Origin of the sequence: Sorangium sp. So ce381, from assembly GCF_051473845.1 — a bacterium.
Classification (GTDB): Bacteria; Myxococcota_A; Polyangia; order Polyangiales; family Polyangiaceae; genus Sorangium; species Sorangium atrum.
In genome coordinates, this window is the sequence record NZ_CP150336.1 from 5,939,128 (window position 1) to 5,962,900 (window position 23,773).

At 66.4% G+C, this 23,773-nt stretch carries 20 protein-coding genes; all 20 read right to left on the bottom strand.

All coding sequences use genetic code 11. From position 1 onward, the window contains the following. On the bottom strand, positions 1–1,974 hold the full coding sequence (locus WMF29_RS22335) for a hypothetical protein (protein ID WP_437330770.1): 1,974 nt from the start codon (positions 1,972–1,974) through the stop codon (positions 1–3). Between the two features lie 14 nt (positions 1,975–1,988). Beyond that, a complete protein-coding gene (locus WMF29_RS22340) occupies positions 1,989–3,800 on the bottom strand; it encodes a hypothetical protein (protein ID WP_437330771.1) in 1,812 nt (603 codons plus the stop codon). After that, positions 3,797–4,690: a tail fiber domain-containing protein gene (locus WMF29_RS22345; RefSeq protein WP_437330772.1), complete on the bottom strand. Its 894-nt coding sequence runs from the start codon at positions 4,688–4,690 to the stop codon at positions 3,797–3,799. The genes WMF29_RS22340 and WMF29_RS22345 overlap by 4 nt, the downstream gene beginning before the upstream one ends. Positions 4,691–4,766: 76 nt before the next feature. Then, entirely contained in the window at positions 4,767–5,690 is a 924-nt protein-coding gene (locus WMF29_RS22350; protein ID WP_437330773.1) for a phage tail protein, read from the bottom strand. Further along, positions 5,687–6,922: a hypothetical protein gene (locus WMF29_RS22355; protein WP_437330774.1), complete on the bottom strand. Its 1,236-nt coding sequence runs from the start codon at positions 6,920–6,922 to the stop codon at positions 5,687–5,689. Before WMF29_RS22355 ends, WMF29_RS22350 begins: the two co-directional genes overlap by 4 nt. Then, the gene (locus WMF29_RS22360) at positions 6,912–9,923 is read right to left on the bottom strand and encodes a putative baseplate assembly protein (RefSeq protein WP_437330775.1); all 3,012 of its coding nucleotides are present in this window, start codon (positions 9,921–9,923) and stop codon (positions 6,912–6,914) included. The genes WMF29_RS22355 and WMF29_RS22360 overlap by 11 nt, the downstream gene beginning before the upstream one ends. A gap of 10 nt (positions 9,924–9,933) precedes the next feature. Next, positions 9,934–10,167 (bottom strand): hypothetical protein, encoded by a 234-nt coding sequence (locus tag WMF29_RS22365; RefSeq protein ID WP_437330776.1) that lies wholly within the window; start codon positions 10,165–10,167, stop codon positions 9,934–9,936. 56 nt (positions 10,168–10,223) lie between these two features. Beyond that, on the bottom strand, positions 10,224–10,619 hold the full coding sequence (locus WMF29_RS22370) for a GPW/gp25 family protein (RefSeq protein ID WP_437330777.1): 396 nt from the start codon (positions 10,617–10,619) through the stop codon (positions 10,224–10,226). A gap of 1 nt (position 10,620) precedes the next feature. Then, positions 10,621–11,016, bottom strand: coding sequence for a PAAR domain-containing protein (locus tag WMF29_RS22375; RefSeq protein WP_437330778.1), 396 nt, complete (start codon positions 11,014–11,016; stop codon positions 10,621–10,623). An 8-nt stretch (positions 11,017–11,024) separates the two neighbouring features. Continuing rightward, entirely contained in the window at positions 11,025–11,720 is a 696-nt protein-coding gene (locus WMF29_RS22380) for a phage baseplate assembly protein V (RefSeq protein ID WP_437330779.1), read from the bottom strand. Continuing rightward, the gene (locus WMF29_RS22385; protein ID WP_437330780.1) at positions 11,717–12,745 is read right to left on the bottom strand and encodes a phage late control D family protein; all 1,029 of its coding nucleotides are present in this window, start codon (positions 12,743–12,745) and stop codon (positions 11,717–11,719) included. The genes WMF29_RS22380 and WMF29_RS22385 overlap by 4 nt, the downstream gene beginning before the upstream one ends. Beyond that, complete coding sequence (locus tag WMF29_RS22390) at positions 12,745–13,419, bottom strand: CIS tube protein (RefSeq protein WP_437330781.1); 675 nt, start codon at positions 13,417–13,419, stop codon at positions 12,745–12,747. Before WMF29_RS22390 ends, WMF29_RS22385 begins: the two co-directional genes overlap by 1 nt. A gap of 2,026 nt (positions 13,420–15,445) precedes the next feature. Next, positions 15,446–15,910: a phage tail protein gene (locus WMF29_RS22395; protein ID WP_437330782.1), complete on the bottom strand. Its 465-nt coding sequence runs from the start codon at positions 15,908–15,910 to the stop codon at positions 15,446–15,448. 59 nt (positions 15,911–15,969) lie between these two features. Beyond that, positions 15,970–16,158 (bottom strand): DUF6760 family protein, encoded by a 189-nt coding sequence (locus tag WMF29_RS22400; RefSeq protein WP_437330783.1) that lies wholly within the window; start codon positions 16,156–16,158, stop codon positions 15,970–15,972. Then, the gene (locus WMF29_RS22405; protein ID WP_437330784.1) at positions 16,155–16,526 is read right to left on the bottom strand and encodes a phage tail assembly protein; all 372 of its coding nucleotides are present in this window, start codon (positions 16,524–16,526) and stop codon (positions 16,155–16,157) included. Before WMF29_RS22405 ends, WMF29_RS22400 begins: the two co-directional genes overlap by 4 nt. Positions 16,527–16,550: 24 nt before the next feature. After that, complete coding sequence (locus WMF29_RS22410) at positions 16,551–16,991, bottom strand: phage tail protein (protein ID WP_437330785.1); 441 nt, start codon at positions 16,989–16,991, stop codon at positions 16,551–16,553. A 55-nt stretch (positions 16,992–17,046) separates the two neighbouring features. Further along, on the bottom strand, positions 17,047–18,696 hold the full coding sequence (locus tag WMF29_RS22415; protein WP_437330786.1) for a phage tail sheath family protein: 1,650 nt from the start codon (positions 18,694–18,696) through the stop codon (positions 17,047–17,049). Positions 18,697–19,104: 408 nt separating this feature from the next. Then, positions 19,105–19,845, bottom strand: a complete 741-nt coding sequence (locus WMF29_RS22420; protein WP_437330787.1) for a DUF4255 domain-containing protein — start codon at positions 19,843–19,845, stop codon at positions 19,105–19,107. 77 nt (positions 19,846–19,922) lie between these two features. Then, positions 19,923–22,139: an AAA family ATPase gene (locus tag WMF29_RS22425; RefSeq protein WP_437330788.1), complete on the bottom strand. Its 2,217-nt coding sequence runs from the start codon at positions 22,137–22,139 to the stop codon at positions 19,923–19,925. Between the two features lie 306 nt (positions 22,140–22,445). Then, on the bottom strand, positions 22,446–23,741 hold the full coding sequence (locus WMF29_RS22430) for a hypothetical protein (RefSeq protein ID WP_437330789.1): 1,296 nt from the start codon (positions 23,739–23,741) through the stop codon (positions 22,446–22,448). Positions 23,742–23,773: the final 32 nt, after the last annotated feature.

The window sequence follows — 23,773 nt, forward strand, 5'->3', positions numbered from 1 at the left end:
CTACTGGATCCGCATGAGCTTGAGCAGCTTGACATACGGCGGCGTGATGGCCGCTGGCCCGGTTCGATAGGGGCCCGTCGACCCGGGGGCGCGCGATCCGCCCTCGCTGCTGGCACCGGTCATCACGTTATCCGCTGGATCCACGAGAACGACCGGCGTGTGCTCGTGCGCGAGGATGCAGCTCGCCCCGGCCCCTGTCCCCTGGCCTGCGCCGTCGGCGCCGTGGTCGACCGTGGCCGAGCTGGTGTGCGAATGCCGAAAGATGTGCTGATGCGTGAGCTCGCCGAACGTGTGAACGTGCTGTGTACCGTCGTTGCCCTGGGTGCTGATCTGGCTCCCGTCCCACGCGCCGCGGACGAAGTAGCCCGTCAGGTCGGGGAGGGTCTTTCCGTCGAGCGATCTCCCCGGCGCGCTCACCTTGGACCCGTCGCAGACCGCATATCCCTCCGGGATCTGGCGCTTCGCATCCGGACGCCACCAGTCGATGATCCCTCCGATCGGCACCGCGATCACCGCCTCCTTCTGCTCCGTGCCATCGGGGAAGATGAACCCCTTCGACGCACGGATGGCGCCCTCCACGACGAGCTTCGGCTTCGAGCTCAGCTGGCCGTGCCCTCCGTTCACCTCGCTGAGCCTTACCGTGCCGTCCTCGGAGAGGTGAAGCGCCACCTGTCGCGCATCGGGCGGGCTCGCCGATGGCCGCGCCGTCAGCTCCATCGTCTTCTCGGTGCGCAGCTCGACACCGCCGCGCTCCTCGAAGCGGATCTCTGGCGCGATGGACGCTCTTGATTGGATTCCACCGCCGCCGGCAAAGACGACGTTGCCTCCTCCCGATTCACCGTCATCATACCGGTTCTGGTGCGTTTGCCCTGCCCTGGCTTCGGGGCGTGTCAGCCGAACGTCGCCGCCGGACACCGCGAGGCACTCCTCGGGGCTCTCCGTCCCGAGCCCGACGCGTGGCTCCCCATCACCCACATTGCACACGAGCAGGGCAGCCTCGCTGCCGCACGCGAATCGCGCGACGCGCGCCCGCTGGAACGTCCACGTCGCGTCCTCGGCATTCAGCTCTTCGCTCGTGGACACCGTCTCGCCCGGTCCGACGGCCTTGACGTCGGCCTGGACCGGATTTCCGGCGAGGTTCTGGGTGAAGATCCGGTCTCCGGGCGCGACGATCCGATCGATGGGGATGCGGATGGGAGCGCCGTTGCCGGGGACGGTGGCCGAGACGGCCTTGCCGCTGCTCCGTATCGTCCCAGGGCCGGCGAGCGGCGCGTTGGGGGCTCTCACCTCGAACACGGCCCTGTGGATCGTGGTGCCGATCGTGACCGGCCCTCTCACCGAGAGCTTGACGGCGGGGGCGCCTCCGCTCCGCGGCCGGAAGCGCACCTCGTCGGCGCTCGCGCGCAGCCCCGTCGTCGCGCAATCCTGGTCGCCCGCCGACCAGCCGACGATCCTCGGCTCCCTGTCGCTGGGGAGCAGCGCGTGCGCGAAGCGCAGCGCCCCGGCGCTCATGCTGACATAGCGCCGGCAGCGCGTCGTGAGGACCGGCGACGACGACGGATGGCTGAGCTCGGCGAGGACGATCTCTCTCTCTACGTCGATTTCGGCCTTTTTGTACCAGGAGAAACTCACTAGTTGGCGCGTCCACGGAACCCTGGTCTTGTTCGTGGCATAGACCGACTTCCTTGTGCTCCTGGCGACCAGGGTTGCGTCGTCCGGCGGAGCCGGGCCTGACCACGGATCGTCGACGACCAGGATGTGCTCGCTCCTATCGAACGCGATCCCCGGAGAAACGGTCACCATGCCGCTCTCGAGCGTCACGTCGAGCCCGACCGCGATGCCCCACGTGTGCAGCCCGAAGTCGTGCGCACAGCGGAGGGCGTCCACGTAGCCTTGCTCGGCGGTGTAATCGCCCACGGTGAGGATCTCCCCGGGGAAATAGTTGGGTCGGCGCAGCGACGTCTCATTCGCCATCAGGAGCACCTCGGTCACTTGATCCGTATGATCTTCAACAGGTCAAAGTGAGGCGGCAGAACCTCGTCGGAGCCACTACCCACCGGTGGAGAGCCTTCATCCTCTGCAGAGCCTGCTGCCACTGGAGGGCCCGTCTGCAGTTCGCCGGAGGGGATAGCGGATTCATCACACTCTAGCCCGCTCGTGGGATTGACCGTGACATCGATCATATGCGTATGCTTTCTTCCGCTGAGCCCGTTGGAGCCGCCGCCTCTGGATGGAGATGTGGTGCTCGCCTCGCCCGAGGCGAAGGCGAGCGGGCCGCCATGACCATGGTCAACCGAGTGCTTGTGCGGCGGGATGCCCAGCTTGTGCCGGTGAGCACCGTCCTCTGTCTTTCCGACCTTTCGGGCGTCCGTGGTGCCCAGGACGAAATAGCGCCGAAGGTCGGGGACCGCTCTCCCGTGGAGCGGGCTATCCTTATCGTAGACGGTCTCACCGTCGCAGAGCTGGAAGTTCTCGGGACATTGCTGCGTGGGGGAGCTCGGATCCGACCACCAATCGATCACAGTGCCGATGGGGAGCGTGGGGTGCGCGGTCGTTTGCGGGGTCTGCTGGGTTCCGATGAGGAAACCGCCGCGCAGCGACTGCACGGCTCCCTCGACGTTGAGCATCGCGTCGAGAGAAGCGCCAGCGTCGGGAGACGCGACCTGATCGCTCGGGTCGATATTCACCCTGTCAGGGAAGATCTCCAGAACCGAGCGTTTGCTCCCCGAGTCGCCTCCGGTCTGGAGCGTGATCGTCAGAGGCCAAGGGACGGCCACCTTCAGGCCGCTCTTGCGGAAGGTGACGGTCTCCCCCTTCGGGCCACGAAGCGAACCCTCTTCTCCAAAGAATATCGTCTTGTCGCCGTCGAGGAGGAGGTCCCCGTCAACCTCGAGCTTGGCCGTCGGCGCTTCGACGCCCACGCCGAGATTGCCCTCGCAGGTAAGAGCGAGCACCGGCTCGATCATCCCCGGCGAAGTGTTCGCTTCGGTCCCCACGAACAGGACCTTGTCCAGCGGACCGCCCGCGCCGGTGACGTCGAGCTGCGCCTTCGGCCAGTCGCGCGGCGCCGGACCGAGCAGGTTCTCCTCACCGGGCAGGCCGCCCAGAAGGGTGGGGCTGTCCAGGCCGAGCGCGTTCGACACGGTGAGCGTCCCCGTGATCTTCAGCGCGCCCGTGAACGAGACCTGGTCCGCGCTGACCTCCAGCGCCGAGGCGCGAGGCTCTTCCTTGTCGACGCTCGCGCAGAGGCTCGGGGGCTCGGGGTCCGTGCCGTCAAGCACGAAGGCAGCCTGGCCGACGCGCACGCCGCTCCACGCGCGCGTGTTGGGATCAATCTCCACCTTGCCGTCGTCGTCGATCGTCAACTTTCCGAGCACGATGCTCGCCTCGCGTTGAGCCTCGCCCTTCTCCACGAGCTTGATGCGCGGCTCGAGCAAGAACCGCTTGAACCCCTGCGCCTCGTACCGGGAGGAAGCTGAAGCAGGGTCCGGTCGCTCCGCCAGGGCGAGGAGCACGTAGAGCTCCGTCCCCCGTCGATGTCCGAGGTCGAGGCTCTTCGGCTTGTCGAGGAAGAGCGGACGCCCCTGGTCGTCGATCGCCATCCCGGGGTTCACGTTCACGGCGTTCTTCGGGCCCACCGTCAGCGAGAGCGTGAGCCCTCGAACGATGCCCGCGGAGTGAAGCGCAGCGTGGCGCTCCGCGATCAGCTGCTCGAAGTAGCGCTGGTCCGCGCGGAAGACCGCGGCGGTGAGCAGCTGGCCGTCGAAGAAGGCGATACGCTCGCACTCCGGCGATTTCACCCTCGCCCTCCGCCTCGCTGAGCGCCCTCGGCTTCGAGCTCCGCGACACGGGCGCTGAGCTCCTGGATCGACCGGATCAGCAGGGGCACGAGCTCCTGGTATGCGACCGTCTTCAAGCCCGCGGCGTTCTCCCCCACGATCTCGGGCACGACGCCCGCGACCTCCTGCGCGATGAGCCCCAGCCGGCGCCGGCGCGCGGGATCGGAGCGCCAGGCGAACGACACGGGATTCAGCTTGGCGACCCGAGCGAGGGCGCCATCGATAGTAGACACATCGACCTTCAGCGCGGCGTCACTGGGTGAAGATGTGGCCGATCCCGGGCCCCACGCGACGGATTCCCGTCCAGAAGTATCCGCGGTCGTGGGATTTGCATCTGGGTCGGTCGTGAATGAACCCAGAACAATCCCGATCGGCATTTCTATACCGTTCTCATCGGTCCACGCAGGATCCGTAGGCACCGGATCCCCGGATTTGACGTACGCCAGCAGAACACTCTCATTGATCAAGTGACCAGCTTGCAGGCTCTGCTCGTCGTCGGGGTCTTCGCCATACGCTATGTAAACAGTGTACTCCGCGCTAGCCTCTAGCTCGGGATCACCCAGATCCAAAGACTGAATCAGATCACCCACGGTCGCGTAGTCGAGGATCAGGGGTTTCCCCTGGTAATCGAAGGCCATGCCGAGAGACACATAGACACCACCATCCTGCACAGACAACTCAAGACCAGAGACGACACCCGGTCCGAACAAGAACAAGCTCTGCTGACGGACCAAATCACGAAGATACTTTTGCTCCCGATTGAAATCATCCTCGACGAGCAGCTCACCATCGTAATAATACGTACGCGTCAGCTGGTTGGTGGTTGCGAGGTAGTCAAATTTATCCGACATGATTCCTCTGAGCGGCGTCTGATCATGCTGGCGCTGAAGACCTGAGCGCTTCGGCCCGCGTGCACACCGGGATGGTTCAGCCGAGGCAGTCCGGCTTGCTCACATAGATGATAGAACAGTGCGCATGAACGGGCTTCTCCTCGTCCACAAACGAATTCATGGTACTTCTGAGCCGCGCCAGCTGCGCCTGGATCGGATACTTGTTTGCATTCAAATAGATCCCCACAACAAAACTATGTGGCCGCATCCCATCGAGCACGGGCAGGAGCACGGGCGGCATGACGATATTGTCGGGGTCTTCCGGCTTGGGCGAGGCGGTCTCTGCGAGCGTCGTGTTCGTGCCGAGCTCGACAGCCTGCGCCGGGGTCATATCGACCACATCGGTCTTGATCCATACTGTCTGTCTGCCATTTTGATCAACGACGACGTTGTCGAAAAATGCTTCCATGAGCCCCTTCAGCCCTTCCAGCGTCCCGCGCTTCCGGTAAAGAGGCATGATCCTTGAGAGCACATCTCGCCGCTTATCAACGCTCCAGTCGCGGATAGGCACGAGGGCGATCCACCCCGAGAGCCATTCCAGGAGCTGTGCCAGAGGTTCCAGGATGAGGCTCATTCGCTGCCGGCGCTTCGAGACGGAGAGGGTCTCCAGGGACTCCGGGGGGACGAAGGGGACGATGCCCAGGAGATGGTTCAGCACCTCCAGGACGTCCTCCGTCGGGGCCAGGGGAAACTGGGCTGTCTGCTCCGCGACCTCGATCGGAGGTAGAAGCTCCGTCGAATCAGGGAACAGGAACGACAGGCGTGGAGAGAGGATCGAGGGTAGCGCATCCAGGAGCGCCGCCATCCCTTGTTGCACGCCGGCCTCGCCCCCGTCCCTCCGCCCGAGCAGGCTCTCCACGATCATCAGGTAGCGCTCGACGAACGACGGTGAGCCGTCCTCGCCGCGGCTCGCGTGAACCGCGGGGAGCAAGCGCAGGTACTCGGATTCCTCATCGCTCACGTTCCACCTACCTTCGCAACCATCGTATTTTTGCCGATCTGACTGGCACCTACCATCATGCCATACGTGGAAGTCACGGCCTGGAGCGATAGCGACACGAGCCATGGAAAGCCCAGATCGCGAGCCGAGCGCAGCACGACCGTCGTCTGACCCACGCTCGCTTTCCCGACGCGCAGCCCGGTCATCCGCTCGATATATACACGGACCGGCTGGCTGGCATCGAGCCCGTCGACGCCCTGCAGGGCGGACGCGATGTCCTCGCTCGTGAGTGGGCGGCGGTACGGGTAGCCCTGCCCTGAAGGGCCTCCGATCAAGGGGTCGAGCAGCGCCGTGATGCGCTCCCACGCTCTGCGCAGCACGGAGGCCGGGTTCGTGTCGATGATGCTCGGGTCACTGTTGGTGGGCGTCTTCGTGACCAGGGCAGCGACCGTGGCGACCACCCGGGTCGGATCGAACTGCGGCCTCACGACGGACGCGCTCGTGCCGATGAGACAGCGTGGCGCAAGGTACCGGCCGATGACATCCGTCAGATCGCCGTACTTGTCATAATAATCAGAGTCAGATATCGGGTCGTAAAAGTCATAGATCGAAGCCAAACAATTGGACGAGTCAGACACGCTTGGCTCGCTCATGACGTAGGACAAATTGGCTCCGGAGACGATGGTCACCTCGACGCTCTCCCCGCGCTTTCGGACGATGGCGCGCTCCGCTCTGGACGCGGCCTCGGAGACGCCCGCGGTGCACTCCAGGGCAAGCGCCGCGAAGTCCTGCTCCGTGATCGCCCGGCACGGGGAGCGCCAGAACCCTGACAAGGCTGTATACAGATCGGCCGGATCGGGGTTCTTTCGGCCAGAGCTCGAGCGGAGGGCCCGCAAGAGCTCGGCGTACGAGGGATCGCGCAGCACCACGCTGCCAGCGAACTCCAGCGGATAGCCGTCCGCATCCGTCAGCACGTCCTGCTCCGCCTCTTGAAGCGTCTCGTCGAGGCCCTGCTCCGGCGTGCCGGCGGCGAGCAGCGCGAAATTGCGATAGGCCCCCGCCGGGACCCGATCGACACGGTAGGATGTCCCCTCCGCGATGAAGGCGAAGAGCTGAAGCAGCGTGATGCCTGGATCGGACGCGTTGTAGTCCGTCCAGTTCGAAGTCAGCGCGGGGATCGTCTCTCGAAGCCACCGGAAGATCTCCGCGTAGCGTTCGGGCGCGAGGTTCGGGAGCTTCCGATCAACCGCCACGGCGCACCTCGAGTCGGAGGGCGCCCGCCGCCGGTAGCTGGCGATCCGCCATCGTGAGGATGGCTCGCTGGATCGGGTCGCGCCTGGAGATCGCGATGTCGTGGATCCGGGCGACGCTGGGGATACCCTGCAAGCCCCGAGCGACCATGTCGCAGGTCACCGTCGCGCGGAAATCCCAGCCCGCTGGTTGCTTCTCGCCGCCGAGCGGCTTGAAGAAGTCGCTGAGGCGGCCGATCATCCTCGCGCGGACATCGGTCTCGTTCGCGCCCGGATCGAGCGACGCGCCGACCTCGACGTCGATGGCCACGTACTCGGGCTCCACCACCGTGATCGCATCGGCGACGGCGAAAAAGGCCCTCGCGCGCAGGTACGCTTCGACCTCCTCGATCAGAAACGACGCCGGCATGGGCTCTTCCGTGTCCTCGCGCGGCACGATCGCGACGATGAGCCGATCGCCCGTGGCGTACGCCGTGGCCCGCCCGACACTCGGCGACGACGCCAGCGCCAGGGTCGCGAAGTCCTCGGCGCTCATGGCCCTGTCCATCGCCTTGAGACGCTTCGGCCCGAGCCTCCGCAGGGTGTCGAGGTCGTCTGCGTCCATTCCGCCCTTGGCCGCGAGGACGTTGGTGACCGATTCGACGCCGGTGATCGCCTGCTCGAGCACGGTCAACTGTCCGGGGGGCAGGTTCCCGTAGGCGCCGCCGCCGCTCGAATAGCTCGCCGCGCGGATGTTGTTTTCGCCGAGCGGCGGGGCCATGCCGCGAATCCCATCCCCGAAAGAGAGCTCTCCGGTCGTGGGATCGAGCATGTAATGCCGGTCGTCCGCCTTCGAGAACGTGAAGGTGGTGACCTTTTCCCAGCGCCGCCAGGCATAGAGCTCCGCCGGCGCCGTGCCTGGCTGCCCTGTCACCTGCTCGCGTACCTCCACGACCTCGCCGTCGAGGATCGGCTTGCGCGGGAATTCGAGCACGAGCCCCGGCGCGGCCGTGCCCGAGCCGAGGACTTGGTTCGTCCACAAGAGGGCGTTTTCGGCCAGGACCGCGTTCGGCGCGACGCGCTTTATCCGCGGCAGCCACCTGGGCTCCCTCTGCGGCGCCGACAGCCGCAGCCATACCAGGGTCTTGTCGAACCGGGTGCTCTCGGTGATCCAGGTCGGGATCTGGATCTCGACCAACCCGCTGGTCGTGAAGCCGTCCGTGCGGTCCATGACCGTGAGCGGGCGGAAGGCGGTGCCGTCCCATCCCTCCCAGACAAGCTCGTCGTCGATCTGCTGCTCGACGCCCCGGCTCGGCGCGTCTTCTTCGAGCACGATGAAGAGCGACATCGTGCGGCCCAGCACATGACGGAGGAAGCTCGCCGGCGAAAACCCGAACGAGTACGACGACACCGGCTCGAGCTCGGGCCGATAAGGAGCGACGATCCCGAGCGGCATCTCCACGACGTCGAACGCGTTGTGAGCGATGGTCGTGTCCGGCCGGCCGATCAGCTCGTAGGAGAGCCATAGCGACGATATGTACGGCGGCGTGTAGGCCGGAGGGAGGTAGACGCCGAAGTTGATGTTCTTCGTCCGGAGATCGGTGAGCGCCGCGCTCTTGTCGGCGACATACTTGTCGAGCCACTCGTTGAGGGCATCCGCCTGCGGCGGGATCACCGAAACCTGCCCGGGCGATCCATAGCCGCCCGCCGCGATGCGCGCGCGCACCCAGCGGCTCTCGACGCCGTGGATCGATACGGGATCCATGGCCGGGCAGGTGAAGGTCACCGTCCCGCCCTGGGTGAGCGCGTTCGTCCCGTCATGCACCGTGAGGAGCGGTTGCCAGCCGGCATCGGTCCAGTACTCCCAGGCGAGCTGGACCGAGGGGCTCGGGGTGATGGTCTCCGCCTGGACCTCCAGGGTCACCGTGGCCCCGGCGCGCGAGAACACCTCCTCGGACGCGAGATAGAATGCGTCCTCGACCGCGGGGGTCTCGCCGAACGGGCGGCCGCCCATCATCAGGTCGACCGGTGTGTTGTTGGCGTACGCCGCCTCGGCCTTCTGCCGCTGCGAGCTCGCTGTCACCGAGATGCTGAAGATCTGCGGCAGGATCTCCGCATCGGCGGCGCGAACGCCGACGGTCTCGGCGGGCCTCACCGCGATCCAGAACGACGAGATACCCTTGACCTCCGCCGGAGACGCCTGGAAAAAGTCAACGAAGCTCGCCTCGATCACGGCATAACGCTCGGCATCCCCCTCGGTGTCGGAGCAATCCGGAGGCGAGTACGGTGAATCCGCCTGATCTGGTTCATCGGCCGCCACATCGGGCTCGACACCGAACCTCGGCCTGAGCTCGCGGCCTGCGCCGTCCGACCATCGGGCAAAGAAATACTGGAACAGATTGATGCCCTCGAGCCGGACACGCAGCTCCTTGAGGGCGATCCTGTGCTTGAAGAGCGCCTCGCTGCCCAGGTGAAGGGCGTGCTCGAACGGCTGGAGCTGGGGCTCCACGCGGTCCGCCTCCGAGAGGACGTCCTCGCGGAGGACGTCGCCGCGGTCGATCCATGCGTCCGCTGCCGGCAGGAGGGTGCACGCCGCCTCGAGCTCGGCCGGGAGCGCCAGGAGCTCGCCGGTCGTCTCGAACAAGAGCTCGGGGTCGGCGGCGGCGCCGACCTGCGTCCTCTCGGCGATGAGGACTGGCGCGTTCCCCTCGGCCAGCGTGAACGTCAAGACGACCTTGGCCGGGCGCGGCGCGCGCAGGTCCATGCCGAAGAAGCTCAGGAACGCGAGGAAGTGCTTGTCAGGGGCCCGGTTGAGCTGCGTGGCGAGCGAGGCGTGCAGCCGCGAGAGGAGCTTGAGGAGAACGAGCCCAGGATCGGTCGGGTCAAAGTAGCTCTGGCCTTCCGCCGTAGCTGGGTCCGGCCAGAGGAGGGACCACTCGGGAAGGTAGTAACGCGCGAGCCTGATGGCGTCGCGGTAGACGTCATCCGCGGAGCGGGCATCCAGCGTGTAAGGCTCACGGCGCATGGGCTGCGACTCAACTCTCCGGCAGGGCGGAGTGGAGCTGCGTGCCGTTGATCTTCTCCGCGGCGGCGCCCGGGGCGCGCGGCGGCTGCGACAGGACCTCCTCGAGCACCTGGATGGCGCCGCTGATGCGGAAGAGCGTGCTCTTGAGGTCATTCGTACGGACCTCCATGGCCGCGAGCTGCTTTTGCCCCGTCTCGAATTCTTCGCGAAGATCCCTGAGCCTCTGCTCCACATAGTCTCTCATGCCATCTCTCCGATTCTGGCTTGCGCCTGTCGTCACATCCGATCTAACGGTCGTGCTCACTTCTGGTTGAGGTAAAACGGGTAAACGAGATTTCCGCGCTGGTTCTTCGAACGCACGAGATAATCGATCGCGATGAGCATCACCCCCGGCCGCTTCGGGTCCATCGAGGCGCGGACGTCCTCGACCTCCACGCGCGGCTCCCACCGCTCCAGCGCCTGCTTCACGTGGAACGAGGCGAGGGAGAACGTCGCCGGGCTCTGCGGAGCAAAGACGAGCTCCCAGATCCTGCTGCCGAACTCCGGCTCCATCACCCGCTCCCCGGGCGAGGTGCCGAGGATCAGCTGGATCGATTGACGCACCTTGAGCTCGTCGGACGCGAGCTCCACCTTCCCGCCCGAGAGCGTCACGGGGAACGACCACCCTGCGCCGAGGAAGCTCTTCGACCCTTTCACGCTACCCTCCGACGAGGACGCTGCTCTGCGCAAGGACGGTCCCGGAAGGCAGCGGCGCAGGATCGTTGCAGGTCAGGGCGCGGTCGCCCGCTCGCGCGGCCGGGCGCTCTCCGAACATCACCGTCGCGCTGCCCTTGACGATCTGCGCCTGGTTCGTTGGCGGCACCGCGAACGTACCGCCGACCGGGATGTGAGGGGGGATGTTGGTCGCGGTCGATCCGAGGACGGCGGCCATCCGCCCCTCGATGAGGACGCTCGGGCAGAGGTCGCCGGTGATGATCCCATTGAACGGGAACGGCTGCGAGACAGGCACCGGGCCCGTGGGCGAAGGCACGAGGACGATATGCGTGTCGATCGCCTGCACGCGATCTCCTTGCTTGGCTGCCGGCAGTCCCATAGATCTCCTCAGTTGAGCCGGATGAGCGCGCCCTTCACGGCGACATCGCCCGTCGACGAGACTTCCACCTGAGCCTGCGCCGAGATCTTCACCGCCGCCGTCGCTGATAGCTCGATCTGCGTGGCCTTCAGCGTGATCTTCCCCGGCCCAGCGGACACGTCGATGTCCCCGCCCGCGGCGATGGTGACGCTCCTCTTCACGGCGTCGAGGACGACCTTGTCGCCGCTCTTGTCGATCACCTCGATCTTCTCGGCGCCAGGCTTGCAATCGAGGACGATCTTGCCACCGCTCTTGTCGGTCACCTCGATCCTCTCGGCGCCGGGCGTGTCGTCGATGCAGATCTGGCTGCCGCTCCGCGTCTTGATCATGCGCACGTCCTGCTGCTTCTGCTCGCCGGCGACGGGAGGGCGATCCTGCCCGTTCCACAGCGAGCCGATCACATAAGGCACGTTCAAGTTGCCCGCCTCGAAGATGACCAGCACCTCGTCGCCCTTCGCGGGAAGAAAATACGCACCGACGTCCTTGCCGGCGAAGAAGGATGCGACGCGACACCAGTTCGACGTGATCGTGGCGCCAAACAGCGGGTATTGCACCTTGATGCGCCCGAGCCTCTCCGGGTCGCCCGTCGTCTCCTCGACGATCCCGACGATCACGCCGGTCATGGATCGCTCATGGTGCGCATTGCTCCCCTGCCACGCGCTCATACGCCGGTCCTCCGCAGCGAGATGTTGGTCGTATAGCCATCCTGCTGCGTATAGATGTGCTTTGCCGCGGTCACGTAATAGAGGCCGCTGAAGCGGTCGCCGATGCCCTCGATCTCGACGTTCACCCCGGGCCGGAGCGCGGGGTTTCCGGTCGCGGACGCCTCGACCTCGATGAACCCCTCGATGTCGGCCTCGTACGTCGCCTCGGCGATGGCGCGCGCGCTCTTCTGGTCGAGGATCTCCGGGTCCATCGCCGACACGGGTGAGGCCGCGTAGGCGGCGGACAGCTCGTAGCCCGTCTTCTGGCCGCCCATGCGGAGCGACGCGGGGCCGGAGCTCACGGTCGCGACGATGGACTGCTTCTTCTTCGGATCCCAGCCCACGCGCGTCACGCGCGACCCTTGCTTGAGCGCCCGAGCTCGCACGGTCAGCGTCGTGAGATCCAGGCCGAGGCGCAGCTTCGTCGTCGGCGACTGGCCCGCGATGCTCCGGCGAAAGTAGAGCGTGCGCCCTGTCACAAAGAGCTCGAAATGGATCCGGGCCGCGCGCGCGGAGAGGAACGCGAAATCACTCTGATCGGCCTGGATCACGTACGGGTAGGTGACGCCGCTGTCGTCGGCGCGAATGTCGAGCCCGTTGTCGCGGGCGATGCGGGTCGCGATCTGGGTGTCGCTCGATCTCTCGAACGTGCGCGTCGTGGTCCCGAACTGGAGGCGGTAGAGCGCGTCATGGCCCTGGAGCTCGACGGCGCACTCGTCGCCGAAGACCATCTCCAGCGCGCCGAGGCGGCCTTCGAAGATGGGCTTCGTGCTCTCCATGCCGAAGCTCACCACGACAGGGTCGCCGATGCGGGCGGAGGTCAGATCGATCCCCTGAAAAACAGAGCGCTCGAAGTCGACGCTGCCGACCTCGACGGCGCACGTCGAGGGGAGGTTCAACTCCTGATCGACCTCGGCGCGGGCGAGCGCGGCGCTCATGCTGTCCGGGAGCGGCTTGCCCGCAACGGTGACCGAGACGACGCCCATTACCGATCCGCTCCGGCAGCGTTGCCGCCCTGAGAGAGTGCGTCGCTCTTCGGTAGATCGGCCGCGTCAGGGATCGCGAGGAGCGTCCCGATCTGCTCCGGCATCGGGAAGCGCAGCGGATCATCGATGTTGTTGGCCCTGGCGATCCAGAGCCATGCGCTGGCGTCCCCGAGCTCCCGGGCCGCGATGGCGTCGAGCCGCTCTCCCACCTTGACCAGGTGGAGCTTTGGGCAGTTATCGAGGCCGGCGTCCTTCTCCACCTCGCTCGGCAGGAGCTGCTCCTGAAATGTGACCGTGAGATCGGCGCGGACCGGGGTGCCGGTCGAGAGGAACATGGTGAAGTGCTGGTCGAGCTGGCTGACGATCCCCTGGTAAGAAAAACCTCCCCAGCTAAAGAGGCAGAGGGGCGGCCGGCGCTTTTCCCCCTCACCGACCGTCGGCCTCTGGAGCGCGGCGATGGGTTTGATCAACGCGCGCACGTCGGTGCCCTTTTCGTACGTATCAAAAAAGAGCTTCACGGTGAACGGCAGCCGCTCCAGGCGGTCGAACTGCAACGTTCCGGCCCTCCCCGAGTACAGGATCTGGGACGAGCTCGTGTATTGATCCGGGTTGTACATCACCTCGATCTGCTCGCCCGTATCGATATTCTTGATGATCGCTTTGCTCAGGGTCATCGCAGCCCCGTCCGCTCCTCGCGGTGGCGAATCCGCTTGTCCATCTCCGCCATCAGACGATCGACGAGCCTTCGCAGCTCCGCCTGCGAGGGCTGGTCGGCGAGCCGTGGCGCTCTCGAGGCAGCCGGTCGAGGCGCCCGCGCGCCTTCGAGCTCGGCCTGCATGTGCGGAAGAGAGAGCGCTGAGCGGGCGCGCGCAGCGGCGGGCGCGCTCTCGGTCGGGCGGGCAGCCGCGGGAGCCCCCCGGTGATCGAGCGAGGGCAAAGGACCAACCTGCAGGAGCTGCGAAGGATGGGTGAGTACGCGATCGGCAGGCGCGCGGAGCGCTGCCGTCGGTCGGTGCGACGCGTGGGCGTCGGCTGCCGGCGCGGCTACATGGGTGGTCGTCAAGGACAGAGGCCGGAAGGGTGCAGCCAACGTTCGCAGTGTTTGCCCCGTGCCGCCGAGACTGCCGTTCGAAGGGCCCGGGAGCGAGAGTGTGGTCGTGGAGGCAACGCGCACCGCCGCCGGCCGATGCCGAGAGACATGCTGGCTGAGGCGCCCGAGCGCCGCTCCAGCGCCGGCCGCGCTGCGCCCGAGCGCCGCTCCAGCGCCGGCCGCGCTGCGCCCGGGCGCCGCTCCAGCGCCGGCCGCGCTGCGCCCGGGCGCCGCTCCAGCGCCGGCCGCGCTGCGCCCGGGCGCCGCTCCAGCGGCCGCGAAGCGGATGCTGGGGTTCCCAGCTTCGCGCCAGGGAAACAAGGCTCGGCCCGCGCGCAACGCCGCCGCGAAGCCGCCGCCCGTCGTGCGCCCGAACGCTGGATGGGCGGCGCTCGTCCGGTATCCCCGAAGCGCCTCTCCGGTTCGAGATAGCCGGGAACCCCGCGCCCCTCGCTCCCCCTCCCTCGCGCGCCGGCGCACGGCAACAGCGTGAGGAGCTGCGCTCTTCGGCGCCGAGCGGACGGGGGCTGCGTCTGGGGCGCCAGGGAAGAGCATGAGAGACGCCGTGCTCTCGCGCCTGATGACGCCCTGTCTCGGGTAGGTCGCGGGCACGCTTCGAGCTCGGGGGAGCATCACGGAGGGAGGGCGAACGACGAGCTGAAACGGCAAGGCGAACAGCGCCGTCGCCAAGCGGCGTGGCGTGTCAGAAGGCGCTGTCCGCGTGGCTTGCTCCGTGACGATCGAGAGCAACAGCCGGAGAGGCGCTGCCAACGTTCGCCACGCCTGACGGGTGCCATACCGGCGCGGCGCCAGCGGGGAGACAGCGGGTACATGCCACGAACGCGCGCCGCGCATCTCCGGTCGCGCGTGCTCTGAAACGCGCCCCTCGTCGAGGGGCTTTCGCACGAGCAGCACGCCTGGGGGCGACGAGCCGAGGAGTGGCAAGCGCGTGAGCAGCAGGCGTGCGACGGTCCGGCGCAGAAGGGCCGCAGAGGCTCGCACGCGCCGGGGCTCCGGGGAGCGCCACGTTCGCGCCGCGAGGGTGGAGCGCAGCACGGTCGCCACGGCGCGCTGTAGGCTCACCGCGAGCGCAGCGCCCACGCTGCGGGCACCGTCGACCACGCTGCGGGCACCGTCGCTCACGCTGCGGGCACCGTCGCCCACGCTGCGGGCATCGTGGTGGGTCACCCCGGCTCGGCCACCCGTGGCGGCGACCCGAGGGCGCGCGTGCGAGGCACCGATCGCTGGCCGCAACCGCCGCCCGAGCCGCCCCACCTGCGGGCCGACCTCGTCCATCGTCCGCCGCCGCAGCGCGGCTCGCTCGTATCGCTCGGCCCGCGCTCCGGGCGAGCTCCGGCGGGCGCTCGCGCGGAGCGCGGCGCCGAGCGCCTGAAACACCGCAAGCTTGAGCGTGAGCCACACCGGCTGGATGACCGTGGATGCCCCGACGGCAACGTGGGTCAGGCCGAGCGGACGACGTCCGAGCGGCTCGCCTCGCCCGTACCGCTCGCGGATCTCGCGCGATGAGCGCATGGCGGCCCGAGCCGCGCTCGGCCACGCTGGACGATTGACCTGCTCGCGCTGAACCCGATGCAGCATCGATCAGGCCCCTATGCCTCGAAGATCCCGTCGTGCGCCAGCGTCAGCGACTGGAACAGCACCTGGTTCGAGGCTGTGTCGAACTCGGGACCTTCCCAAGCGATCGGGTAGGCGCTACGGAAGTGCCATTGCTTGAGGAATGCACCGGTCCGGTCCATGAGATGGACGGTCCCGTCGTAGCGGCTGAACTTCCCGGCGATGACCTGCTGGTACCAGCTCCATAGATTGTCCAACTCGGACATCCCGCGCCGAAGGACGAGATCCGTGTACGACGTGGGGCCGGGCAGCCGGTGCTCATGCGTGTTGACGCCGCCCTCGCGGCGCGACTCGACCGCCGTTTGGATCCGCAAGCCGCTGATGCTGCTGAACCCGCCCACGATCAGCGACCCGATCTCGACCTGAAAGTTGAAGCCCAGGTACGGATCCTTCCGAGCCGCGCGTCCGCCTGACGACGAGCCCCTGCCGCCGTTCGCCATACCGCCTCCCTCACGCCACGGTTACACCCAGGACCGAAGGCCGTCCGTTCGCCTCGCGATCAGAAGTCGAGCAGCGACCGCTCCTTCTTTTCGGAACCCATGATCTCCCGGTTGATCTTGCTCGCCTCTTCGCACCACCGCCTGCGCTCGCGGTGCTCGAGCCTGAGCAGCGAGTCATACTCCCAGTGAAAATAGTACGCGAGAAAGGCTATCTCCTCGTGCATCGCATCGAGGGGATAGCCCTTCATTGGTCCCGGGACGTGTCCACCTCGAGCTCGAACGCATGGTTGCATTTCGGACAGAGCACCTCGACTGCGTTTCGCCCCCGCTCGTTGATGCGGTTGTACATCTCCTGGAGAGCGGCGAAGTCCGCCGCGAACAGGCCCTCGATGACCTTGGGCGTGACGGTGGGCAGCGTGCCGAGCCGCGTCACGACGCGCGAGAGGAGGATGATGGAGAGGTAGCTCTGGTTCTGCTGAACGCGGCTGTCGCGCAGCGGCAGGATCTCATCGGCCGCGGTCGCGAGGCGCATGGTGCCTTCCTTGTGAAGATCGCCATTGTCGTCAGCGTAGCCGAGCTTCAAAATAAATGGGAATTCGGTGATTAGCGCGGTCATTTCGACCTCCTCTCTCTGGCGCTGTCATTGCGTGCGCTTGATGGTCTCCACCGCCACCTCGAGCGTCTCGATGAGGACGTCGCTCCCCTTGCCGTCGAGATCGCCCGCCTGGTACTTCGACGGCCAGGCCCCGACCAGGTCCCAGCGCGCGGCGTCGTTGCCGGCGTCATCGACGAGGATGATCGATATATTCCTCCGAGCGTTCGGCACGCCGGTGCCGGTCTGGCGGATGATCTGCCACCACTCGTAAAGCTCCATCGACGTCGTGATGCCGCGCTTGAGAGTGAGCGACCCCACCTTGGGATACCCGGAGAGCTTGCGCGTGAAGGGATCGGTGCCCTCGCGGTACTCGATCGGGTCCGACGACTCGTCCGGGATCGTCGCGCTTGCGAAGGCGGCGACCTGAATGCTCGCGATCTCGACGCGGAACCGATAGTTCCTGTAAGGGTCCGTTCTCTCCGCCATGATAACTATAGCCTCTCTTGATGCCCGGCCCCGGAGGGCTCCACATCAGGCTCGATCAAGCCGATGGTAGCGTCTGCTGTTGAATGCGGAGCACGACAAACTCCGCAGGTCGCACGGGGGCCACCTTGATGTCGATGTAGAGGAGCCCCTGGTTCCTCGTCGCCGGAGGGTTGTTCGACGCGTCCACCTTCACCTCGAACGCGTCCGAGTCCTTGGCGCCGAAGAGGCCTCCTGCCGTCCACACCTGGGTCAGAAACACGGTCACGTCGCGACGGACCGTGCCCCAGAGCTTCTGATCGTTCGGCTCGAACACGACCCATTGCAGGCCCCGGTAGAGCGACATCTCGATGTACGTCAGCAGCCTGCGTACGCTGATGTAGACGAGGCTCGGGTCCGTCGACAAGGTGCGCGCGCCGTACGTCACGATGCCGTAGGTCGGCAGGCTCCGTATGGCGTTGATGCCATCCGGGTTGAGGATACCTTGAGCCTTCTCCGTGACGAGCGCCGTGAGGCTCACCGCCGACGACAGCTTGCCGTCGCGGATACCCGCCGGAGCCTTGAACACGCCGACGCGGCTATCGGTCTCGGCATAGGTCCCTGCGATGGCCCCGGCGGGAGGGATCGTGATGCTGCGCGCCGTCGACGTATTGAAGAAATCGATCCATGGATAGTAGATCGCGCCGCGGTCCGAGTTGAGCGCGTTCTCCAGGTCGATGGCTGCGGTCGCTCCCGGGGGAGTTATCGGTTCGCCTCTCTTGAACGACCTGAGCGTCGGCGGGTCCAGCCAGAAAGGGGCGTCTGCGATCATGAACATGTCGCAAGGAGTCCGACCTTCGCAGTAGTTTATGCCCTGCTGAATCGTCGCTTGCTGCGTCTTGAGATCGTCCAACATGCCCGTGTCGGGCATCACGAGGAGGCTTGCGTCGGTGATCGGATCGAGCCTGGCGAGCGCGTCTTGGTAGTCGACCGGAGTGCCCGACGTGGAGTCAGCGCCCGTCACGAGCAACGCCGGGGCGAGGGCGGTCGGCGCCGGTGGCGTCTCGGCGTTGACCGTGACACGGATGAAGAGCGATTGGCCGTTGATCTTGGCCTCCAGCGAGCTAGGCTGCCCGTTCGCTCCCTTCTTGAGATCCTTGATGGTCAGCCCAGGGAACTCTTCAATGACGTAATAATCGACAGTGCGGGTGATCTTGGCAGAATCGAGGTTGTTGTTCTTGATGTAGCGAGTGATGAGACGCTCGAGGACAGTCTTCTTGCTGTCGTCTTGGTCCACCTTTGCGGCGGAGTAGAGGACGCGGACGCCGAAGGTGGGCGTGAGGGTCGTGCTGGGAGTGTCCTCCCAAGGGTAGTTTTCGATCGCGATGGCGAGATCGTTGCCCCACAGGCCCGGTGACGACGCCGTGAACTGGAGAGGCGCATGCACGACCGTCGCCGCGGCGAGGCCATCGCTCGCCTTCGCGCTCACGACGTACGCGTACGCGCCGCCCTCGGCGAAGAAATTGTACACCGCAAACGGGACGTTATAGCCCCACGTGAAGTTCCCGAATTTCGCCAGGAAAGCGTTCCAGCTATCGATCAGCGTGGGCTCGTCCGGCCCTTTTTCTGTCCATCCCACGAAGGCGGTGGTGCTGGTGCCGACGCCAGAGATCTGCTGTGGTCCCCGGATTTCTTCGATGTAGACGCCCGGATACAAGTAGTTGGACACGGGTTCAACCTTTCCAGAGACGATTCGGACGAAGGAGGTTGCCAGATCCTCTTCGACACACACCGCATCGCGACAGACATCGGCCTCTTCCCCATGGACTCTTCCCCACGGAGGGAACGGTGGAGGCCGCCTTCGAGGGCATCTCCCTCCACCTCTCTTTGAGGAGAGGGAGATGCTGGGAAGACAAGGTCGCGAGGGCGGAGTCCGCCAGCTGATCTCGGCTACCCCCCCCGAAGAGAGCCTGGACATTAGGTTTCCTTTGCCGGAGTTGTCAACGCGGTCTGAGGATGCCCGATCCGATCTTTCGTCACAATCATGGGGCCGGGTCTATCCGCCAGGCGATCGTTTTGTCACCCTCATGGGACCAGCAGTGCCTTGTGGAACGGTGATCTCGTCAACCTCATGGGATCACCCCGGCGATCGGGGATCTGTGTCGATCACCCACTCTTCCGGGGAGGGCGGGCTCCCCTCGGTGGGCGAGTTCACGTGGAAGGTGGACTGGACCTTGCGGACGAGGGCTCCCTGCTCCGTGGCGGCGCGCGGGATGCGCACGGGCGTCACCGTATAGAAGAGCGAAAGTCGGTAGGGTTTGTTCGGAAAACCCGCCCAGATTTGATGGATCTGCTCCATGCTCGGCCCGTCCGACAGGACGGGCAACCGTTCGTTGCCTGTAACGAACAGCACGCCGTTCGGGCTCTTGTCCTCGAGCACGGGGCAGTCGGAGAACAGCCGCTTGAGCTTGCTCACGAGCAGGAGCTCGTTCTCCGCGTTCTGGGCGTACGGGATCATCATGTAGGAGAGATCGACGGCGAGCGGCGCCGCGCGACGCACGAAGCCGGTCCCCGTTCTCACGATCGACGGGGGCTCGTTGATCAGGTAGGGATTGTTGGCTACCCGATACAGATAGACCAGGATAAGCGGAGAACGCCCCTGCCCTGAATCAGGCTCGTCCGAGGGAGAGTGATACTTGACCTCCACCCTGTCCACGTCCTCCAGGTCTCCAGGTCGGCGGCCGTGGTAGAGCGAATCGTGATCGTCATCAACCGGAGACGCCGGGCCCGGAGGATCGTTGAGAAATACGTTCTCGCGGATCAGCGTGCCCAGGCTCTCGCTCACCTGGCGGAGCACCCATCCTGCGGGATCACTCATGGTAAACCGCTCCCTCGTGCGCGCTCGACCGCGCTTCATGGCCGGCCGATCGATCTTCACCGGCTGTGGGCTGTGACCTAACCGAAAGTCTCGTCCTTCACCACCTTGCCCATCTTCTGGAATTCGAGCCGCGCCGCCCGGAAGAGGTGCCACATCCCCACCGCCGCTGCTTGCTCCGCCGCGAGCATCGCTGCGGCGAGCGCCACGTTCCGGATCGAGCCCCCGGCGAGCTCCAGCCGGGCGCCGAGACGCTCGAAGTCGACGTCGGGATCGAGCGGCGTCTCGGCAGGGAAAGCCCTCTTCCAGATGGCCGCGCGTTCTTTGGGGCTCGGGAACGGGAAGTCGACGATGAAGGACAGCCGCCGCATGAAGGCCTCATCCATGTTCTTCAAGAGGTTGGTCGCCAGGATCACCACCCCCTCGTGCGCGTCGATGCGCTGGAGCAGATAGCTCGTCTCGACGTTCGCATAGCGGTCGTGCGCGTCCCGCACCTCCGTCCGCTTGCCGAAGAGCGCGTCGGCTTCGTCGAAGAACAGGATCGCGCTCGTGGCCTCGGCCTCGTCGAACAGCTCGCCGAGGTGCTTCTCCGTCTCGCCGATGTACTTGCTCACCACCTGCGACAGATCGATCTGGTAGAGGTCGAGTTCGAGCTCGCTCGCGATCACCGCCGCGGCCATGGTCTTGCCCGTCCCCGGCGGGCCCGAGAAGAGGGCCGAGAGCCCCTTGCCCAGCGAGAGCTTGTCATCGAAGCCCCACGCGACAAAAACCTGGTTTCTCTGCTGCATGAACCGGCAGATGGCGCGGAGGAGCTCCCGCCGATCCTCGCGGAGGACAACGTCGTCCCACCGATGCACGAGCGGCACCTTGCGCGCGAGGAAGCTCTGCTTGCCGCCGTACCGGAGCCGGCACGCCTGGAGCACATCGGCCGTGCTCATGACAGCGCCCTGTCCACGCGTGAGACAGAGGGCGCGCGCCGCGGCGACAGCGCCGTGGATCTGCCCGCCGGTCAAGCGGAAGCGGCTCGTCAGCGCTGCGACGTCGATGGCCATCGCCGGCGCGTCGCCGGCGCGGAGCGCGGCGTTCCACAGCGCTGCCTGCTCGGCCATGCGAGGCCGGGGGATCTCCAGGCGAAGGAGCGGACGCCCGCCCAGCGCGCCCGCAGGCGCCCACGGCGCACGCTCCAGGAGGAACACGGGCCCATCGTGCTCGGCGATCGCCGCCGCCACGGCGAGCTCGAGCGCCTTCCGGTCCGCGGCGCCGAGCGCGCCGGATCCATCCCAGCAAAGCGCCGCGCTCCACAGCCTCGCCTCGCGCGCGACGAGCGGCAGCGCCGCGCGAAAGGGCGCGTCTCCCTCGGCGAGGAGCGCCTCGAGATCCACAACGAGCACGGGGACGCCGATCTCCCCGCAAAGAGCCTCGACGAGCGACGTCTTCCCCACGCTCTCCGGCCCCTTCAGCGTCACCACGGGCCACGTCTGCCCCCGATGCGACGCGGCGAGCCGGAGCAGGCTCTCTTTGGTCTCCTCGGGCAGGAGCAGCTCCTCGAGCCGCGCTTGAGGATGCACGAGCCGCACAGCGCGGCCGAGGCGCGGGTCGAGCTCCTCGCTGCCGAGCAGATACCAGATGATGCGCTCCTCCACCTCGAGCGGGGCGGCCAGGAGCGAGCCTTGCCGGGCGGCGGCATCGAGGCCGCGGAGCAGACCATGGCGCACGAGCGGGGCGCGCGGCGCGAAATGGCGTCGCGCGGCGAGGCGCTCCTCGAACGAAGCAGCGAGCAGGGAGAGCCCGATGTTCACCGTCGGGCGCTTGCGCGTGATATCATCGTTGAGATACGCAAAGAGGCGCTCGTAGCGAAGGTCTATCTCGGGCGCGAGCGCGAGCAGGAGCACATCCAGGTCGAAGCGCGTCAGCCCGAACCGCTCGGCGAGCGCCACGAGGCGAAGTTGGACGCCGCGCCTCCCGCTCTCCGCCGCGCGGCGCGAAAGCACGGCGGCCTGCCACTCGATCGCCTCTTTGACCGCGATCACCTCCGGCCCCTCGGGCCCGGTCGTCCAGTGGGGCTCGCCCGGCGCCCGCTCGAGCAGCGCGTCGATCTCGGCCTCGGAGATGGTAAGGCCGGGGAGCGAATCCTCCTCTGCCACGAGACGTGCCTGAGCGACGCCGAGGCGCACCATCCGATCGACGCGCTCGAGCTCGGCCATGAGGTGATCGAGCGACCGCGCGAAGGGCGCATCGCCCGCTGGGTCCGGGGCGCCTTCCGGCTCTTCTGCGATGTCGTGATGCGGCTCCAGCATAGAAGAGGCGGTCGTCGTTGGACGCGGGGCGGCTCGCTCCAAGCTTCTGGGCTCGCTCCGCGGCTCTCATCTTCACCCGGGTAGGGGGCGAGGCGCAATAGAGGGATCGGCAGAAGCGGCGCTGCCATGTCACTTTTCGGCTGGCCCATGATCCTGACGACCGGCTGGCCCCATGAGGCTGCATAAATGGGGCTCAAGTGGCCCCATGAGGCTCATGACAGACAGATTCCAAGATTGAGTGTCGAAGGCCCCTGCGTCATCATGGATCTTCGCCTGCAATCGCGGTCGAGGAGTACGGCTGTAGTACTAGTACCTCTCCCGCCGGACGAGCTCTATCGCTTTCTTCTTCGCTTCCTTGGGGGGGAGGACGAGGATCTCCTTGAAGAAACTCTCCTGCTGCTCACGCGGGAGCGAGTCGAGGAGCCTCTCAAGCATCTTGACGCTGGTCAGCAGCTCCTCGTCGACGACGGTCCGCTTGCCGCCATACTCTGCGGGCGCCTTCGCGCCGAACAGCTTCGACGCTTTCTGCCCGCCCGTGGCCGAGAGCTTCGTGGTTTGATCCTCGGCGCCGCTCGAGGCCGTATGCGCCGTGCCGTACATGTTCGCGGTCAGGGGGGCCGACCCTTCCAGGCCGACCATCAGGGCCATCGTGTCGCCCCTCACGTGCTTGTTCATGTAGATGTGGCCGTGCTGATTCTTCCTGGGGATGGCCACGAGCTGGCGCTTCCGGAGGTACTCTCCGGTCGCGGGGTCGATCGGGTGGCCGCCGGGGCCGATGATGTCCCCCTTCACATTGCGGTTCCCGATGCCCCCCAGCGGGACGTTCACGCCCCTGTGCCGGCGCAGACCCATCTGCGCGTGGAATGGGAGCTTCAGCTCCTCGACGCGCCTCGTCCCGTCCGCGCGCCTCTCGCCGACCTTCGTCGCGTGGGAGGCGAACCCGCGCCAGGCGCTCTTGTCCAGCACGTCGCGGCCATCCTGCGAAGGTCCGCGCCCCAGGTAGTCATAGAAGGCCTCGCCCAGGCCCTTCTTCTCCTGGATCTCGAAGAGTTGCCGCTGCCCGTGACCTAGGACGCTCGCCAGCGGCCACGGATATTCGGTCACCAGGCCCTCGGGCTTCGACAGATCGGGGTTGTTCCGCGTCGACATATCCACCCCGCCGAGCGCCATGGTCAGGTGAAGCCGTCGCATGAACTTCTGCTTCGCGAGCGTCATCTCCGCGGACGCCTCCAGCTTCTGCCTCGCACTGGCGCTCATGCTCTTGTCCGACCCCTTGGGATCGGCGAACATCGTCTGGAACATGACCGCGGGGTCAATCTCGTTGAGCTGGCGCGCCATGAAGTCCTCTTCGGACTCGGTGTACTCGCCGTCCGGCCCTTTTCTGCGCCCCTTCCAGGTCTCTTCATCCACCGCCCATCGGTCCTTGGCGGCCGCCGCTTGCCCGTCGGACAGCCGCTGGATCAGGTGCCGCGTCGCGCGGTTGCCGATCTTCGCCTGGAGCTGCAAGACCGGGTGAACCGGGGACGGGGCCGCCGGGGCGGCCGCTACCGCCGCCTTTCGAACGGTGGCTGCTCGGGCTGCTGCCGTCTGCTTCTGTGCCATCTAACGCACCTCGTCTCCAGGTTCGACGCTAT

Bases quoted from the DNA above. Each gene is read 5' to 3' on its own strand.
- WMF29_RS22400 (WP_437330783.1), bottom strand. From the start codon at position 16,158: ATGAAGGGCTATCCCCTCGATGCGATGCACGAGGAGATAGCCTTTCTC.
- WMF29_RS22395 (WP_437330782.1), bottom strand. From the start codon at position 15,910: ATGGCGAACGGCGGCAGGGGCTCGTCGTCAGGCGGACGCGCGGCTCGG.
- WMF29_RS22375 (WP_437330778.1), bottom strand. From the start codon at position 11,016: ATGGGACTGCCGGCAGCCAAGCAAGGAGATCGCGTGCAGGCGATCGAC.
- WMF29_RS22425 (WP_437330788.1), bottom strand. From the start codon at position 22,139: ATGCTGGAGCCGCATCACGACATCGCAGAAGAGCCGGAAGGCGCCCCG.
- WMF29_RS22405 (WP_437330784.1), bottom strand. From the start codon at position 16,526: ATGACCGCGCTAATCACCGAATTCCCATTTATTTTGAAGCTCGGCTAC.
- WMF29_RS22365 (WP_437330776.1), bottom strand. From the start codon at position 10,167: ATGAGAGACTATGTGGAGCAGAGGCTCAGGGATCTTCGCGAAGAATTC.
- WMF29_RS22420 (WP_437330787.1), bottom strand. From the start codon at position 19,845: ATGAGTGATCCCGCAGGATGGGTGCTCCGCCAGGTGAGCGAGAGCCTG.
- WMF29_RS22335 (WP_437330770.1), bottom strand. From the start codon at position 1,974: ATGGCGAATGAGACGTCGCTGCGCCGACCCAACTATTTCCCCGGGGAG.
- WMF29_RS22390 (WP_437330781.1), bottom strand. From the start codon at position 13,419: ATGACCCTGAGCAAAGCGATCATCAAGAATATCGATACGGGCGAGCAG.
- WMF29_RS22380 (WP_437330779.1), bottom strand. From the start codon at position 11,720: ATGAGCGCGTGGCAGGGGAGCAATGCGCACCATGAGCGATCCATGACC.
- WMF29_RS22430 (WP_437330789.1), bottom strand. From the start codon at position 23,741: ATGGCACAGAAGCAGACGGCAGCAGCCCGAGCAGCCACCGTTCGAAAG.
- WMF29_RS22345 (WP_437330772.1), bottom strand. From the start codon at position 4,690: ATGTCGGATAAATTTGACTACCTCGCAACCACCAACCAGCTGACGCGT.
- WMF29_RS22410 (WP_437330785.1), bottom strand. From the start codon at position 16,991: ATGGCGGAGAGAACGGACCCTTACAGGAACTATCGGTTCCGCGTCGAG.
- WMF29_RS22385 (WP_437330780.1), bottom strand. From the start codon at position 12,745: ATGGGCGTCGTCTCGGTCACCGTTGCGGGCAAGCCGCTCCCGGACAGC.
- WMF29_RS22360 (WP_437330775.1), bottom strand. From the start codon at position 9,923: ATGCGCCGTGAGCCTTACACGCTGGATGCCCGCTCCGCGGATGACGTC.